The organism is Neotabrizicola shimadae, assembly GCF_019623905.1.
GTDB classification, from domain to species: domain Bacteria; phylum Pseudomonadota; class Alphaproteobacteria; order Rhodobacterales; family Rhodobacteraceae; genus Neotabrizicola; species Neotabrizicola shimadae.
On sequence record NZ_CP069370.1, the window covers coordinates 824,567 to 839,867 of the forward strand.

The following is a 15,301-nucleotide window of genomic DNA, read 5'->3' on the forward strand; positions in this document are numbered from 1 at the left end:
CCGCGCCTGCTGTGCCTTGCCCTGCCGCGAAGCGTGGGAGGCTGAGCGCGCGCGCGGGGCGTCAGGCTCGGTCGGGCGGTTCCGGGTGCAGGCCGAAGCCCGTGGGCCATTGGCGGATGAGGCACTGACAGACTGCAACGGCAGACTGGCCAGGAGAGCCTGCGCCGGCCGCAACCTGCCGGCATTGATCCAAATGATTCAGTTGGCGCGATCATGCCCCTTTGACCGATGGGCCGCGCGCCATATCGTTCTGTGGCGGGCGGCCTGCTGCCGCCCCCGAGGGGCACCGGATCGCGTGCCCGTGTCGTGGCGCGGGACGCGACAGGTCGGGGAGCAGGACACATGCCAACAACGCACTGGATGACCGGGGGGCGGGGCGGCGCGCCCCTGACGAGAGCGCGATTCGGCGCTGGTGCGCTGGTTCGGGGTGGCACGGTGCTTGCCCTCGCCGTGCTCGCCGCCGTTCCCGCCTTTGCCGAGCCCGACCGCACCGTGCTGCCGCTGGCCGAGCCGCCGCGGCCGGTATCGACCGTGCTGGACGTGCGCGATGCCGTGGCGCCGCCGATCTTCGAGGTGACGGCGCCGGAGGGCGCGCCGAACGTTCTGCTGATCCTGATCGACGACCTGGGCTTCGGCGGCACCAGCGCCTTTGGCGGACCGGTGTCGACGCCCTCGTTCGATGCCATCGCGCAGGAGGGGGTCCGGTTCACCAACTTCCACACCCAGGCGACCTGCTCACCCACGCGGGCGGCCCTGTTGAGCGGCCGCAACCACCATGTCGCCAACATGGGCGGCATCGCGGAATCGGGGACGGCCTTCCCCGGCAACACCACGCAGATCCCGAACGAAGTCGCCTCGATCGCCGAGATCCTGAGGCTGAACGGGTACAGCACCGCTGCTTTCGGCAAGTGGCACCAGACGCCGCCCTGGGAAACCTCGGTCTCGGGCCCCTTCGACCGCTGGCCGACCGGGCAGGGGTTCGACAAGTTCTATGGCTTCATCGGCTTTTCCACCAATGAATGGGCGCCCGCGATCATCGACGGAACGGTGCGCCTGCCGGCGCCGGACCGCCCTGGATACAATTTCATGGAGGACGTGACCGACCAGGCGGTGAACTGGATCCGGTTCCAGAAGGCGATCACCCCGGACCGTCCGTTCTTTGCCTATTTCGCCCCCGGTGCGGTGCGGGCGCCGCATCATGTGCCAGAGGACTGGGCCGCGCGCTGGAAGGGCAGGTTCGATCAGGGCTGGGACGAGATGCGGCGCGAGACGCTGGCGCGCCAGATCGAGGCCGGCGTCGTGCCCGCGGGCACGGAACTCACGCCGCGACCCGAGGCGATTCCCGCCTGGAACAGCCTGACCGACGACGAGAAGCGGCTGTACACACGCCAAGCCGAGGTCTTTGCGGGGTTCCTGGAATACACCGACCACGAGATCGGTCGGGTGATCGAGGCGGTCCGCGAGACCGGGCAGCTGGACAATACCCTGGTAATCTTTGTCGCCGGCGACAATGGCAGCGGCGCCGAGGGCGGGCGCAACGGCACGATGAACGAGTTCACCTATTTCAACAATGTCGAGCCGACGGTGGAGGAGCTTCTGCCCTATCTGGACCGTTGGGGCGGGCCTGAGACCCTGCCCAACTGGGCCGGCGGCTGGGCCATGGTGTTCAACACGCCTTATGAATACGTCAAGCAGGTGGCCTCGGATTTTGGCGGCACCAAGGTGGGCATGGCGATCCGCTGGCCCGAAGGCGGCGTGCCGGCCGGCGGCGGGGTGCGCGGCCAGTTCACCCATGTCGTCGATGTGGCACCTACCATCCTGGAGGCGGCGGGCCTTCCCGAGCCGGTTTCGGTGAACGGCACGGCGCAACGGCCAATGGATGGCACCAGTCTGGCCTATGCCTTCGGCGATGCGGCCGCGCCAGAGCGGCATGTGACGCAGTATTTCGAGATGTTCGGCAACCAGGCGATCTATCACGAGGGCTGGCTGGCGCGCAGCATCCACCGGGCACCCTGGGAGGCGCAGCCGCGTTCGGCACTGAAGGACAGCCGGTGGGAGCTTTACGACACACGCAGCGATTTCAGCCTGAACAATGACCTTGCCGCCGCCGAACCCGAGCGGCTGGCCGAACTGCGGGCGCTGTTCCTGGAGGAGGCGAGCCGCAACTTTGCCCTGCCGATGGATGATCGCACGCTGGAGCGCGCCATCCCGGCGCTGGCCGGGCGGCCGGATCTGATGGCGGGGCGCAACGCGCTGGTGCTGGCCGAGGGCATGACGGGAATGGGGGAGAACGTCTTTCTGGACGTGAAAAACCGGTCGCTGTCGATCACCGCCGAGGTTGTGGTTCCCGAAGGTGGCGGAAACGGTGCGATCCTGGTGCAGGGCGGCCGTTTCGGCGGCTGGGCGCTGTACATGAAGGACGGCGTGCCGGCCTATGAGTACAATTTCCTTGGGCTGGAGCGCTTTGTCGTGACGGGGGAAGATGCGCTGCCGCCCGGACCGGCGACGATCCGCTTCGACTTTGCCTATGACGGCGGCGGTCCGGGGCGCGGCGGGCTGGGGCGGCTTTCGGTGAACGGAAAGGCCGTGGGCGAGGGCCGGATCGGGCGGACGCAGCCGCTGCTGTTTTCGGCCGACGAGACGGCGGATGTGGGGATCGACCTGCAGACGCCGGTGGCTGCGGTGTTCCGTGGCGGCGCGGATACCCGGTTCGACGGGAAGATTGCGACGGTCACGGTCGAGGTGAACCCTGGGCCATGAGGCGGTGGCGGGTGGTCAGGCATCCACCTCGGGGTGCCACCAGCGCGGGCGGGCGTTGCGGTTGGAGTGGCTGGCGGGTTTCAGCGCCTTGAGCTGCGGCTTGTCGAAACATCCCGTCAGCAGCGCGATCACCGGGGCGTCGTCCACGGCGCCGAGGGAGCTGCCGCAGCGGGGGCAGAAGGCGCGCGAGGATCTGTCGGAGGAGCGATAGACCGCCGGTGCGCCGCCCGGCCCGGTCCAGGTGACGGCATCGGCGGGAAACTCCACCCAGGCGGCGGTCAGCGCGCCTGTATGCCGCTGGCACATGCGGCAGGAACAGGTGTGGGGGAATCCCGGCTCCCCCGTGGTGCGAAAGCGGATATGGCCGCAGAGGCAGCCGCCTTCGAGATGTGATGTCATGGGCCGCCTCCCGTTGCCTTGTGCGGAAAGCTATGGGCCGGACGCGACGGGTCAAGCCGCAGGGACCGTGCCGGCTGCTGCCCTGTGCCGGTGCAAGCACTGGCCAAATCCCTGCGAAGGACTTTGCCGTTTCATCGGATGAAGCGGCCTGTTGCGGCGCGGTCAGTGGTCCAGTCGGCCCATCCGCCCGCCGCGGCGTTTCGACAGGCGGGGCGCGCGCGAGGGAAGCTCGGCCATGATGGCGGTGCGTTCGGCCGGGGTCAGGCGCGACCAGGTCGAGATTTCCTCGATGGTGCGGAAGCAGCCCACGCAGATGCGTTCCTCGGGATGCACCACGCAGAGCTTGACGCAGGGGCTTTGCACCTCGTCGCGCATCCAGATGTCATCCTTCATGGGTCGGTGTTTCCCGGGTGATATGGGCCAGGCGGTCGAGCGCCCCTTGCAGGATAAAGCCGGCGGCGACCTGGTCGATGACCTGACTGCGACGCTTTCTGGACGTATCCGCCTCCAGGAGCGCGCGTTCTGCGGCGACGGTGGAGAGGCGTTCGTCCCAGAAGCCGATGGGCAGGTCGGTGAGCCGGGTCAGGTTGCGGGCGAAGGCGCGGGTGGATTGCACGCGGGGGCCTTCGCTGCCGTCCATGTTGAGGGGCAGGCCGAGAAGGATGGCCACCGCCTCGCGTTCCTTGAGAAGCGCGAGAAGACGGGTGGCATCTTCGGTGAACTTCACGCGGCGGATCACCTCGATGGGAGTGGCCGCGACGCGGCGGCGGTCCGAGAGGGCGACGCCGATGGTCTTGTCGCCGAGATCCAGCCCGGCGATGGCGCCGTCGCGGGGCAGGCTGGCGGCGAAGGCTTCGATCGTGTCATGGATCATTGGATCAGCCCCGTCTGCCGGGCGGCCTCGGTGACCGTGGCCAGATCCTCTGGCCGGTCGGCGAAGCGGTTCTGCGCCTCGGCCCAGATCGCTTCGGCGCGGTCCAACTCGCCCAGGACGCCAAGCGACGAGATAAGGCGGGCCCATTCGGTGGCGGTGCCGCCCTGGGTGGCGAGCCGGTCGGAGAGCTGGTCGACCATGCCGCGGATCATCTGCTGGCGGTCTTCGGGGCTCATGTCCTGGGCGGCTGCGATGTCTTCGGCCGAAGGGCCCGGCGCCGCGTCGGGCGGGGTGTAATCGACGCCGGCCGCGGCGGCGATGCCGGGGATTTCGGCGCGGATGACGGGCGCCCAGGGCGCATCGGGGCTGCCCTGTTCCAGAAGCGGGCGCCAGAGGCGGAAGGTCTGGTCGGGGCGGCCGATCTGGGCGAAGAGCAGGCCCGAATAGAAGCGCGCGGCCTCGTTCATCGGGGCGCGCTGGAGGGATTGCACGAGGATCGCCTCGGCTTCGGGCGAGACATAGCCGTTCACCTGGCGGATGAGGATTTCGGCCAGTGCGGCATAGTCGGCGCCGGTGGCGGCATCACCCTTTGCGGCGATGAGGGCGCGTTGCGCAGCCTCGGCGGCGGCGAAATTGCCCAGAAGCATCTCGTTCTGGGCCAGAAGCTCCTGGCCGCGCACATCGCCCGGCCTGTCCTTCATCGCGGCGCGGAGCTTTTCCATCAGGTCGAGGAAGGCGGGGTCGGCGGGGGCGGGCGTGGCGGGGGGCAGGTTCGCCACGGCCTCGGCCTGGGTGGGGCGGGTCTGGCGCAGGTCTTCCGACATGGCGAAGCGCAGCTTCAGGGGCAGGTCGGGGTATCCCGGCGCGCCAAGCCGGTCATAGGCGAAGAACGAGCCGGCCAGCGCGAGGCCGATGCAGGCGGCGGGCAGGAGGAGGCGGCGGGCCTGCGGGGCGGGTGCGGCGGCCTGGGCGGCGCGGTCGGCCTCGAGCAGGCGGCGCGAGACTTCTGTTTTCAGCCGGGCGGCTTCGTCGGGCGGGATCAGGCCGCGCGCAAGGTCGCGCTCGACCTCGGCCAGCTGGTCGCGGTAGATCTGCAGGTCGGGGGCAACCTCGAACGTCCGGCCCGCGCGCAAGAGCGGGCGGGCGAGCGCGGCGGCGGTGCCTACGGCCATGGCGAGCGCCAGCGCCCAGAACAGGGTAGTCTCGTCCATCCGCCCCAGCCTCTTTTCGCTGCCTGCCGCCGTTTCGCGCTGCGGTCCATGTAGCTTTCGCGGCCCCGCGTTGAAAGGGGGCAGGGCGGGCAGAGGTCGGGATGCCGCAGGGCGATGTCGCATTTTTCCCGATTGTGCCGCTGGCGGCAGGGGGCTAGACCCGAGGGCGTTCCAATACGGGCGCAAGCTGGTGCCGGTCGAAGGGGCCTTCATGAAACGTTATTCCGTCTTCGCCATCGCGCGGGAAGCCCTGCGCTACCACCAGGGGTGGGATCGGGCCTGGGCCTCGCCCGCGCCGAAATCGTCTTACGATGTCGTGATCGTGGGCGCCGGGGGGCATGGCCTGGCCACGGCCTATTACCTGGGCAAGAACTACGGCATCACCAATGTCGCGGTGATCGAGAAGGGCTGGCTGGGCGGTGGCAACACCGGCCGCAACACCACGATCATCCGGTCGAACTATCTGCAGGACCCGTCCGCCGCGATCTACGAGAAGGCGCGGGCGCTGTATGAGGACCTGAGCCAGGACCTGAACTACAACGTGATGTTCTCTCCGCGTGGCCTCTTGATGCTGGCACAGACGCATCACGAGGTGCGCGGCTATCTGCGCACGGTTCATGCGAATTCGCTTCAGAACGTGCAGACCGAATGGATCGGGCCCGAGCGGGTGAAGGAGCTGGTGCCGATCATCAACATCGCCGGGCCGCGCTATCCGGTTCTGGGGGCGCTCTATCAGGCGCGCGGCGGCACGGCGCGGCACGATGCGGTGGCCTGGGGCTATGCGCGGGCCTGTTCGGCCATGGGCATGGACATCATCCAGCAATGCGAGGTGAAGGGCGTCCGGTCGGAGAACGGCGCCGTTACCGGGGTGGAGACGACCAAGGGCTTCATCGGGTGCAAGAAGCTGGGCATCGTCGTGGCCGGCCATTCGGGTCAGGTCGCGGACATGGCGGGGTTCCGCCTGCCGGTCGAGGCGGTGGCGCTGCAGGCGCTGGTGTCCGAACCCATCAAGCCCTGCATGGACGTGGTGGTGATGGCCAACACGGTGCACGGCTACATGTCGCAATCCGACAAGGGCGAGATGGTGATCGGCGGCGGCACCGACGGGTTCAACAACTTCACGCAGCGCGGCTCGTTCCACCACATCGAGGAGACGCTGCGCGCGCTGGTCGAGACCTTCCCGATGATCAGCCGGCTGAAGATGCTGCGGCAATGGGGCGGCATCGTGGACATGACCGGCGACCGCTCGCCCATCATCTCGAAGACGCCGCTTGGCAACTGCTTCATCAACTGCGGCTGGGGCACCGGCGGGTTCAAGGCGATTCCGGGCTCGGGCTGGGCCATGGCGGAGCTGATGGCCAAGGGCGAGCCGGGGCCGCTGGCGGCCGACTTCAACCTGTGGCGCTTCCGCGAGGGGCAGTTCATCGACGAGTCGGTGGCGGCCGGGGTGGCGCATTGATTGCCCTTCTTCTGTTCACAAATATCCTCGGGGGGTCCGGGGGGCAGACGGCCCCCCGGCCTCTCCGCCAGACGGGACATCTGCCATGCTGATCCTTGAATGCCCCTATTGCGGCGTCAAAGCCGAGGAGACCGAGCTTTCGCCCGGCTATGAGGCGCATCTGAAGCGGTTCGGGCCGGGGTCCTCGGACGAGGATTTCGAGAATTACATGTTCGCCCGGAAAAACCCCAAGGGCGTGCATTTCGAACGCTGGCGGCATTCCTATGGCTGCGGCAAGTGGTTCCTGGCGGCGCGCGATACCGCGACGCTGGAGGTGTTCGGCACCTATCCGGCGCAGTCCAACGAACCGCCCGAGGAACTGCAGGCGAAGATCAAGGCGAAGCGGCCGGACTGGAAGGGCTGGAAATGAGCACGAGACTCGCGAAGGGCGGCCGGTTGATCGACCGCAGCGCCCAGGCCGAATTCACCTTCGACGGCCGCCGCATGAAGGGCTTTGTCGGCGATACGCTGGCGGCGGCGCTTCTGGCCAATGACCAGATGCTGGTGGGACGCAGCTTCAAGTATCACCGCCCGCGTGGCGTGGTGGCGAGCGGCGTGGAAGAACCCAATGCGCTGGTGAACCTTGGGTCCGGGCCGCGGCTGGAACCCAACCAGCGCACCACGACGACCGAGTTGTTCGACGGGCTGGAAGCCACGAGCCAGAACCACTGGCCGAGTCTGGATTTCGACGTGGGCGTGCTGAACAATTATGTCAGCCGCTTCCTTCCGGCGGGCTTCTACTACAAGACCTTCATCCATCCGCGCGCGGCCTGGAAGCACCTGTTCGAGCCGATCATCCGCCAGTCGGCGGGTCTGGGCCGCGCACCCAAGGACCGCGACGCGGACCGCTATGAGCAGGCCTATGCCTATTGCGACGTGCTGGTGGCGGGCGGCGGCATTGCCGGGCTGCAGGCGGCGCTGGCGGCGGGCCGCGCCGGGGCGCGCGTGATCGTGATGGAGCAGACGCCGCATTGGGGCGGGCGGGCCGTTGTGGATGGCGTAACCATCGGGGGCAAGCCGGCGGCGGACTGGGTCGAGGCCACGCTGACCCAGTTGGCGAAGATGGAGAATGTGACGCTGCGCGCGCGCTGCATGGTGGCCGGGGTCTATGACCATGGCTATGTGCTGGCCGACGAGCGGGTGGCCGATCATACGCCCGGCGACGGGCGGCCGAAGCACCGGCTGTGGCGCATCCGCGCCACGCGCATCATCAGCGCGACGGGCGCGATCGAGCGGCCGCTGGCCTTTGCCGGCAATGACATTCCGGGGGTCATGCTGGCCTCGGCGGTGCGCGACTATGTGGTGAACTGGGCGGTGTCGCCGGGCGACCGCACGGTGGTGGTGACGAACAACGACGACGCCTATCGCACCGCCATCGCGCTGAAGGAGGCGGGGCTGGAAGTGCCGGTCATCCTGGACGCGCGGGCCAGGGTGACGGGCGCGCTGCCGGAAATGGCGCGGGCCATGGGCATTCGCGTTGAGGCGGGCAAGGGCATTGCCAAGGTGAAGGGCGCCAAGCGCGTGACCGGCGTGGCCGTCTGCCTGCAGGCGGGCGAGGGGTCGGTTCTGGAAGAGATCGCCTGCGATGCCATCGCCATGTCGGGCGGCTGGTCGCCGGTGGTGCATCTGTGGAGCCATTGCGGCGGCAAGCTGGTGTGGGACGATGCGCAGGCGCATTTCCGGCCCAACCCCGATGCGCCGCCGCGGACCTTCGATGGCAGCGAGATGGTGATTGCCGCGGGGTCGGCGGATGGGCTTCTGGCGGATGCGGGCCTTCTGGAAGCGGCCGATGCCGCCGGGCGGCGGGCCGCCAAGGCGAGCGGGCTGAAGCACAGCAAGGTGGCGGTGCCCGCGCTGGAGATTCCGGCGGAAGCCGCGATGGAGCCGAGCTGGGTGATGCCGCAGGGCGCACCGCCCGCGCTGCGCATGAAGATGTGGCTGGACTACCAGAACGACGTGAAGGTCAGCGATGTGCAGCTGGCGGCGCGCGAGGGCTATGAATCGGTCGAGCACACCAAGCGCTATACCACGCTGGGCATGGCGACCGATCAGGGGAAGCTGAGCAACATCAACGGTCTGGCGGTGCTTTCTCAGGCGCTGAACGAAGAGATTCCGCAGGTGGGCACCACCACATTCCGCCCGCCCTATGCGCCGGTGACGCTGGGCGCACTGGCGGGCGAGGCGCGGGGCGAGATCTTCCAGCCGCTGCGCCGCACGCCGATGCATGGCTGGCACGAGGCAAAGGGCGCCTATCTGGAGCCGGTGGGTCTGTGGCGCCGGCCCTACTGCTATCCTCGCACCGGCGAGACGCATGAGCAGGCGGTGCACCGCGAGGTGACGAATACCCGCTCGGCGCTGGGGCTTCTGGATGCCTCGACGCTGGGCAAGCTGATCGTGAAGGGGCCGGATGCCGGCAAGTTCCTGGACATGCTCTATACCGGCGTCATGTCCACCCTGCCGGTGGGCAAGTGCCGCTATGGGCTGATGTGCAACGAGCAGGGTTTCCTTTCGGATGACGGCGTGGTGGCGCGCATCGACGAGGACACCTGGCTGTGCCACACGACCTCGGGCGGGGCGGATCGCATCCATGCCTGGATGGAGGACTGGCTGCAGTGCGAATGGTGGGATTGGCAGGTCTATGTGGCCAATGTCACCGAGCATTACGCGCAGGTCGCCGTGGTGGGCCCCAATGCGCGCAAGCTGCTGGAAAAGCTGGGCGGCATGGATGTCTCGAAAGAGGCGCTGCCCTTCATGACCTGGGCGGATGGGTCGCTGGGCAATTTCCCGGTGCGGGTGTACCGGATCTCGTTCAGCGGTGAATTGTCCTATGAAATCGCGGTGCCGGCCTCGATGGGTCTGGCCTTCTGGGAAAGGCTGGTCGAGGCGGGGCAGGAATTTGGCCTGATGCCCTATGGCACCGAGGCGCTGCATGTGATGCGGGCCGAGAAGGGTTTCATCATGATCGGCGATGAAACCGACGGCACCGTCATTCCGCAGGATCTGAACCTCGGCTGGGCGATTTCGAAGAAGAAGGCCGATTATCTGGGCAAGCGCGGTCAGGAACGGCCCTATCTCGCCTCGCCCGACCGCTGGCGGCTGGTGGGGCTGGAGAGCCTGGACGGATCGGTTCTGCCCGATGGCGCCTATGCGGTGGCGCCGGGGGTGAATGCGAACGGGCAGGGGAATACCGAGGGGCGCATCACCTCGACCTATTACAGCCCGACCTTGAAGCGGGGGATCGCGATGGGGCTGGTGAAACATGGGCCGGAGCGGATGGGCGAGACCATCGAGTTCACCAACCCCGGCGGGCAAAGGGTGAAGGCGCGGATCGTCGATCCGGTGTTCTATGACAAGGACGGAGAGAAGCAGAATGTCTGATCCGGTCTTTGCAGGGGCGGTTTCGGCCCTGGGGGGCGTGTCCTTCGACGGCTTTGCCACGGTGCGCGAGATCGGGCCGGTGGGCATGGTGACGCTTCGGGCCAAGCCCGATGCGGCGGGTCTGGCCGAGGCGGTGAAGGCCGCCACGGGATGCAAACTGCCGGGTCAGCGCAGGATCGTGCGGAACGGCGAGCGGGCGGTGGGCTGGATGAGCCCGGACGAATGGCTTCTGGTGGTGCCGCATGGTGAGGCCGAGGCCGTGGTGGCGGCCGTTTCGGCGGCGCTGAAGGGGCAGCATCACCTGGCGGTCAATGTCTCGGATGCCCGGGCGGTGTTCCGCATCGAGGGGTCCAAGGCCGACCAGGTGCTGCGCAAGCTGGCGCCGGCCGACATCGACAGGATGGAGCCCGACGAGTTGCGCCGCACGCGGATTGCGCAGGTGGCGGGGGCGTTCTGGCGCGAGGGCGACGGGTTCACGCTGGTCTGCTTCCGGTCGGTGGCGGGCTATGTGATGGGGCTTTTGACCCATTCGGCACAACCGGGCAGCGAACTGGGCTGAGGCTACTGCTCGTCCTTGTGGCGGCGCAACACGTCCAGATCCCTTAGGCGGAGCGAGCGGTAGCCGGTTTCCACGCCGCCTGCTGCGGCAAGGTCGGCGATGGCGCGGCGCACGGTGGCGCGGGCCACGCCGACGAGCTTTGCCAGATCGTCCTGGGTGATCTGCACGTCGCGGTCGCGTTCGGCCAGGGTCAGAAGGCGGCGGCAGACGCGGGCCTTGACGGTGAGCGCCAGGCTTTCGCTGAGGAGCGTCAGCGCCGTTTCGACGTTGCGGCTGCTGAGGTCGTAGAAGCAGGGCCAGAAGCGGGGGCTTTCCGCCAGCAGGCGTTCAAGCTCTGTGCCCGAGACGCGCAAGATGCGGACAGGCGTGGCGGCGGCAATGCCGATCATGCGCTGGCGCCGCGAGAACTGCGCGGCGTCGCCGATCCAGAACCCCGGCTCGGCGCGGTAGATGGTGACGGGTTCGTCGGCGACGAGGGGGAATGTGATTTCAAGCGCGCCTTCGGCAAGGCCATACATGCCGTCGGGCTTGTCTCCTGCCTGGTAGAGGAGCTGCCCCGGAGAAAACCTGTGCCAGCGCCCCACCTGCGCGAACCAGTCTTGCAGGTCCTGGGGCTGATCTGCCAGCCAGCCATAGCGGTCCAGCGGGGCGAGATCGACGGATTTCCGCGTCCAAGTGAGTCGAATGAGCCAATTCTCCCTCTGCGATAGCTCATGCTAACCGAGGCGCGGGCATGCGGCTATGGCAAACTGGATTTTCCGGTGCCTGTGGTTGTTTGACTTCCGCCAACTTCAGGACCGGAGGCTACCATATGAAAAGATTGCTTTGCGGGCTTGCGCTCGCGGTGCTGGCGGCCGGGGCCGCCGCGGCGCAGGAGGCTGAGAAGCCCAATATCCTTGTGATCTGGGGCGATGATATCGGAACCTGGAACATCAGCCACAACAACCGCGGGATGATGGGCTACATGACGCCCAATATCGACCGGATCGCCGCGGAAGGCGTGAGCTTCACCGACTATTACGGGCAGCAAAGCTGCACGGCAGGCCGCGCGGCGTTTCTGGGCGGCAACGTGCCGGTGCGCACCGGCATGACCAAGGTCGGGTTGCCGGGCGCCCCCGAAGGCTGGCAGACCACCGATGTCACCATTGCCACGGTGCTGAAGGCGCAGGGCTATGTGACGGGCCAGTTCGGCAAGAACCACCAGGGCGATCAGGATGCCCATCTGCCCACGAACAACGGGTTCGACGAGTTCTTCGGCAACCTCTACCACCTGAATGCCGAGGAAGAGCCGGAGAACCGCGACTATCCGCGCGACATGGTTCTGGCCAACGGCAAGACCTTCCTGGAGCAGTTCGGTCCCCGCGGCGTGATCCATTCCTGGGCGCAGCCCGACGGCACCCAGAAGATCGAGAACACCGGCCCGCTGACCAAGAAGCGGATGGAAACGATTGACCAGGAAACGGTCGACGCCGCCGAAGGCTTCATCCGCAACGCGGTGGAAAAGAAGGAGCCCTTCTTCGTGTGGTGGAATGCTACGCGGATGCACTTCCGCACCCATGTGAGCGAAGAGCACACCGGCCTGTCCGGCCCGAATGGCGACGAATATTCCGACGGCATGGTCGAGCATGACATGCAGGTCGGCGAACTTCTGGCGCTGGTGGACGAGTTGGGCATCGCCGACAACACGATCGTCTTCTATTCCACCGACAACGGCCCGCATTACAACACCTGGCCCGACGCGGGCACCACGCCCTTCCGGTCCGAGAAGAACTCGAACTGGGAAGGCGCCTATCGCGTTCCGGCCTTTGTCCGCTGGCCGGGCCATTACCAGGCGGGCGTGACGCTGAACGGCATTGTCAGCCACGAGGACTGGCTTCCGACCTTTGCCGCCGTCGCCGGCAATCCTGACATCAAGGAGCAGCTGCGCGAGGGGGTCGAGCTGAACGGGCGGACCTACCGCAACTACATCGACGGCTTCGACCAGAACGCCTATCTGTCCGGCACGGGCGACGCTCCGCGCCACAACTTCTGGTACGTGAACGACGATGGCCAGGTGGTCGCTGCCCGTTACGACGACTGGAAGGTGGTCTTCCTGGAAAACCGCGGCGAGGCCTTTGGCGTGTGGCGCGAGCCCTTCACAGAGCTGCGCGTGCCGCTCTTGTTCAACCTGCGCCGCGATCCGTTCGAGAAGGCGCAGCACAATTCGAACACCTACAACGACTGGTTCCTGGAGCGCCCCTTCGTCGTCGTCCCGATCCAGGCGCTTGCGGCCCAGTTCCTGAAGACCATGCAGGACTATCCGCCGAGCCAGACGCCGGGTTCGTTCAACCTGAGCAAGATCGAAGAGCAGCTTCGCGCAGGTGTCGGCAACTGATACCCCAAGGGGCTTGCGGGCAGGTTTGACCTGCCCGCATTGCCTGTGAGGGTCTGGCCGGGCCTGCAGGAGGTGCGCTGCGGGCCCGGCCTTTCTGTTTTCACGGGGCACGCCGCCCTGTCCTTCGATGAGCCGGCGCGACCCGCGCCGGTCCTGTTTCAGGGAGCCTTGACACATGCGTCTTTCCGCGATCCGTTCCTTCGCCGCCAGTCTTGCCGCGCTGGCGCTTGCCCTGCCGGTTCTGGCACAGGAGGACCCCTTGCCTTCATGGAACGAGGGCGCGGCAAAGACCGCGATCCTGGAGTTCGTGGACAAGGTGACCGCCGAGGGTGCGCCGACCTATGTTGCCCCCGAGGACCGCATCGCCACCTTCGACAATGACGGGACGCTGTGGGTGGAACACCCGATCTATACGCAACTCGTCTTTGCGCTGGACCGCGTGAAGCAGCTTGCACCCGAGCATCCCGAATGGGCGACGACGCAACCGTTTCAGGCTGTGCTGGAACAGGATGTGAAGGCGCTGGCCGAGGCGGGCGAGAAGGGGTTGATGGAAATCATCGGGGCCACCCATGGCGGCATGACGACCGAGGCCTTCGAAGCCGAGGTGACCGACTGGATCGCCACCGCGCGCGACCCGCGCTGGAACAAGCCCTATACCGGGCTGGTCTATCAGCCGATGCTGGAGCTGATGGATTACCTTCGGGCCAACGGGTTCGAGACCTATATCGTCTCGGGCGGCGGGATCGAGTTCATGCGGCCCTGGACCCAAGCGGTCTATGGCGTGCCGCCGCAGAATGTCGTCGGATCGTCGATCAAGACCGAATACAAGGTGGTCGATGGCAAGGGCGTGCTGATGCGCCTGCCCGAGATCAATTTCGTGGACGACAAGGCGGGCAAGCCGGTGGGCATCCTGAGCCATATCGGCAAGCGGCCCATCGCGGCCTTTGGCAATTCGGACGGCGATTATCAGATGCTGGAATATACGACGCTGGGGGCCGAGGGCGCGCGCCTGGGGATGATCGTGCATCATACCGATGCGGCGCGGGAATACGCCTATGACCGCGATACCCATATTGGCCGGCTGGACAAGGCAATGGACGATGCACCCAAGCAGGGTTGGGTGCTGATCGACATGGCCAAGGACTGGAAGACCGTCTTCCCCGAGTGAGGGCGGCGGTGTTTGACAGCCGCAGGGGGCGTGCCTAACCATGCGGCCTGCCGCCGGTCGGGGCGGGGCAGGGCCGGGGGGCGGGGATGGTCGATTTCAGCACGGTGCGGGCGATCGACTTCCACACCCATGCCGAGGAGCCCTGCGGTTGCCATGCCGACGACGGCTATGACGACCTGCAGTCCACGATGGCAAAGTACTTTGGCGCGCCCTGGAGCCATCCTCCAACAATTGCCGAGACGGCCGCGCATTACCGGGCGATGAACATCGCCGCGGTGATCTTTCCCGTCGATGCCGAGCGCGAGACGGGCCATCGCCGATACGACAATTACGAGGTGGCCGATGCCTGCGCGCGGGAGGCGGACATCCTGATTCCCTTCGTCTCGATCGACCCGGCCAAGGGCAGGCTGGGCGCGCGCGAGGCGCGGGACCTGGTGGCCAACCACGGGGTGCAGGGGTTCAAGTTCCACCCGACGATGCAGAGCTTCTACCCCAACGACCGCATGGCCTGGCCGCTTTATGAGGCGATTGCCGAGACGGGCAAGCCGGCGCTGTTCCACACCGGCCAGACCGGCGTGGGGTCGGGGATGCGGGGCGGCAACGGGATGCGGCTGAAATACTCCAACCCGATGTACATCGACGATCTGGCGGTGGATTTCCCCGACATGCCGATCATCCTGGCACATCCGTCCTTTCCCTGGCAGGACGAGGCGCTAGCGGTGGCGCAGCACAAGCCAAATGTCTTCATCGACCTGTCGGGCTGGTCGCCGAAGTATTTCCCCGAGATCCTCGTGCGCTATGCCAACACGATCCTGAAGAAGAAGATGCTGTTCGGGTCGGACTGGCCGATGATCGCTCCGGAAAAGTGGCTCGATGCCTTCGACAAGGCGCCATTCCGCGAAGAGGTGCGCCCCCTGATCCTGAAGGAAAACGCCCTGCGGCTTCTGGGGCGGGCCTGATGGAATTGGCCTGACGGGATTGGCCGCGCGGGATTGGCCGCGCGGGCGGCGGGTCCGGGACAAGGCCCGGCGACCGATTCCTGTGCCCTACTGCCGGAAAAATGGGCGCTTTTCGGGCCTT

The 15,301-nt window shown here is 67.0% G+C and carries 13 protein-coding genes; 8 read left to right on the top strand and 5 right to left on the bottom strand.

All coding sequences use genetic code 11. The annotated features are described in order from the left end of the window. Positions 1 to 342 precede the first annotated feature (342 nt). Complete coding sequence (locus tag JO391_RS03895) at positions 343 to 2,760, top strand: arylsulfatase (RefSeq protein WP_220662885.1); 2,418 nt, start codon at positions 343 to 345, stop codon at positions 2,758 to 2,760. 15 nt (positions 2,761 to 2,775) lie between these two features. Here JO391_RS03895 and JO391_RS03900 read toward each other — a convergent pair whose 3' ends face one another. The 4 genes from JO391_RS03900 to ccmI all read right to left on the bottom strand — a co-directional run bounded on the left by JO391_RS03900 (position 2,776) and on the right by ccmI (position 5,244). Next, positions 2,776 to 3,159, bottom strand: a complete 384-nt coding sequence (locus JO391_RS03900) for a GFA family protein (RefSeq protein WP_220662886.1) — start codon at positions 3,157 to 3,159, stop codon at positions 2,776 to 2,778. 162 nt (positions 3,160 to 3,321) lie between these two features. Then, on the bottom strand, positions 3,322 to 3,552 hold the full coding sequence (locus tag JO391_RS03905; protein ID WP_220662887.1) for a DUF1289 domain-containing protein: 231 nt from the start codon (positions 3,550 to 3,552) through the stop codon (positions 3,322 to 3,324). Beyond that, a complete protein-coding gene (gene ruvX / locus JO391_RS03910) occupies positions 3,542 to 4,033 on the bottom strand; it encodes a Holliday junction resolvase RuvX (RefSeq protein ID WP_220662888.1) in 492 nt (163 codons plus the stop codon). Before ruvX ends, JO391_RS03905 begins: the two co-directional genes overlap by 11 nt. Beyond that, a complete protein-coding gene (gene ccmI, locus JO391_RS03915) occupies positions 4,030 to 5,244 on the bottom strand; it encodes a c-type cytochrome biogenesis protein CcmI (protein ID WP_220662889.1) in 1,215 nt (404 codons plus the stop codon). Before ccmI ends, ruvX begins: the two co-directional genes overlap by 4 nt. A gap of 211 nt (positions 5,245 to 5,455) precedes the next feature. Here ccmI and JO391_RS03920 point away from each other — a divergent pair, with 211 nt between their 5' ends. From JO391_RS03920 to JO391_RS03935, 4 genes are all read left to right on the top strand, one after another. Further along, a complete protein-coding gene (locus JO391_RS03920) occupies positions 5,456 to 6,703 on the top strand; it encodes a sarcosine oxidase subunit beta family protein (protein ID WP_220662890.1) in 1,248 nt (415 codons plus the stop codon). Between the two features lie 85 nt (positions 6,704 to 6,788). Then, positions 6,789 to 7,112, top strand: a complete 324-nt coding sequence (locus tag JO391_RS03925; RefSeq protein WP_220662891.1) for a sarcosine oxidase subunit delta — start codon at positions 6,789 to 6,791, stop codon at positions 7,110 to 7,112. Beyond that, positions 7,109 to 10,120: a sarcosine oxidase subunit alpha family protein gene (locus JO391_RS03930; RefSeq protein WP_220662892.1), complete on the top strand. Its 3,012-nt coding sequence runs from the start codon at positions 7,109 to 7,111 to the stop codon at positions 10,118 to 10,120. Before JO391_RS03925 ends, JO391_RS03930 begins: the two co-directional genes overlap by 4 nt. Further along, the gene (locus JO391_RS03935; protein WP_220662893.1) at positions 10,113 to 10,679 is read left to right on the top strand and encodes a sarcosine oxidase subunit gamma; all 567 of its coding nucleotides are present in this window, start codon (positions 10,113 to 10,115) and stop codon (positions 10,677 to 10,679) included. Before JO391_RS03930 ends, JO391_RS03935 begins: the two co-directional genes overlap by 8 nt. A 2-nt stretch (positions 10,680 to 10,681) precedes the next feature. On the opposite strand, the gene JO391_RS03940 is transcribed toward JO391_RS03935, so the two are convergent. Further along, positions 10,682 to 11,197, bottom strand: coding sequence for a Crp/Fnr family transcriptional regulator (locus tag JO391_RS03940; protein WP_375155682.1), 516 nt, complete (start codon positions 11,195 to 11,197; stop codon positions 10,682 to 10,684). A gap of 293 nt (positions 11,198 to 11,490) precedes the next feature. Between JO391_RS03940 and JO391_RS03945 the strand changes: the two genes are divergently transcribed. The 3 genes from JO391_RS03945 (at position 11,491) to JO391_RS03955 (ending at position 15,180) form a co-directional block, all read left to right on the top strand. Next, positions 11,491 to 13,053, top strand: a complete 1,563-nt coding sequence (locus JO391_RS03945) for an arylsulfatase (RefSeq protein WP_220662895.1) — start codon at positions 11,491 to 11,493, stop codon at positions 13,051 to 13,053. Positions 13,054 to 13,228: 175 nt separating this feature from the next. Then, positions 13,229 to 14,221, top strand: coding sequence for an HAD family hydrolase (locus JO391_RS03950; protein WP_220662896.1), 993 nt, complete (start codon positions 13,229 to 13,231; stop codon positions 14,219 to 14,221). A gap of 86 nt (positions 14,222 to 14,307) precedes the next feature. Next, positions 14,308 to 15,180 carry an amidohydrolase family protein gene (locus tag JO391_RS03955; RefSeq protein ID WP_220662897.1) on the top strand — a complete coding sequence of 291 codons (873 nt, stop codon included), beginning with the start codon at positions 14,308 to 14,310 and terminating at the stop codon, positions 15,178 to 15,180. Positions 15,181 to 15,301: the final 121 nt, after the last annotated feature.

Bases quoted from the DNA above. Each gene is read 5' to 3' on its own strand.
- JO391_RS03950 (WP_220662896.1), top strand. From the start codon at position 13,229: ATGCGTCTTTCCGCGATCCGTTCCTTCGCCGCCAGTCTTGCCGCGCTG.
- JO391_RS03945 (WP_220662895.1), top strand. From the start codon at position 11,491: ATGAAAAGATTGCTTTGCGGGCTTGCGCTCGCGGTGCTGGCGGCCGGG.
- JO391_RS03935 (WP_220662893.1), top strand. From the start codon at position 10,113: ATGTCTGATCCGGTCTTTGCAGGGGCGGTTTCGGCCCTGGGGGGCGTG.
- JO391_RS03930 (WP_220662892.1), top strand. From the start codon at position 7,109: ATGAGCACGAGACTCGCGAAGGGCGGCCGGTTGATCGACCGCAGCGCC.
- JO391_RS03925 (WP_220662891.1), top strand. From the start codon at position 6,789: ATGCTGATCCTTGAATGCCCCTATTGCGGCGTCAAAGCCGAGGAGACC.
- JO391_RS03940 (WP_375155682.1), bottom strand. From the start codon at position 11,197: ATGTATGGCCTTGCCGAAGGCGCGCTTGAAATCACATTCCCCCTCGTC.
- ruvX (WP_220662888.1), bottom strand. From the start codon at position 4,033: ATGATCCATGACACGATCGAAGCCTTCGCCGCCAGCCTGCCCCGCGAC.
- JO391_RS03955 (WP_220662897.1), top strand. From the start codon at position 14,308: ATGGTCGATTTCAGCACGGTGCGGGCGATCGACTTCCACACCCATGCC.
- JO391_RS03905 (WP_220662887.1), bottom strand. From the start codon at position 3,552: ATGAAGGATGACATCTGGATGCGCGACGAGGTGCAAAGCCCCTGCGTC.
- JO391_RS03920 (WP_220662890.1), top strand. From the start codon at position 5,456: ATGAAACGTTATTCCGTCTTCGCCATCGCGCGGGAAGCCCTGCGCTAC.
- JO391_RS03900 (WP_220662886.1), bottom strand. From the start codon at position 3,159: ATGACATCACATCTCGAAGGCGGCTGCCTCTGCGGCCATATCCGCTTT.
- ccmI (WP_220662889.1), bottom strand. From the start codon at position 5,244: ATGGACGAGACTACCCTGTTCTGGGCGCTGGCGCTCGCCATGGCCGTA.
- JO391_RS03895 (WP_220662885.1), top strand. From the start codon at position 343: ATGCCAACAACGCACTGGATGACCGGGGGGCGGGGCGGCGCGCCCCTG.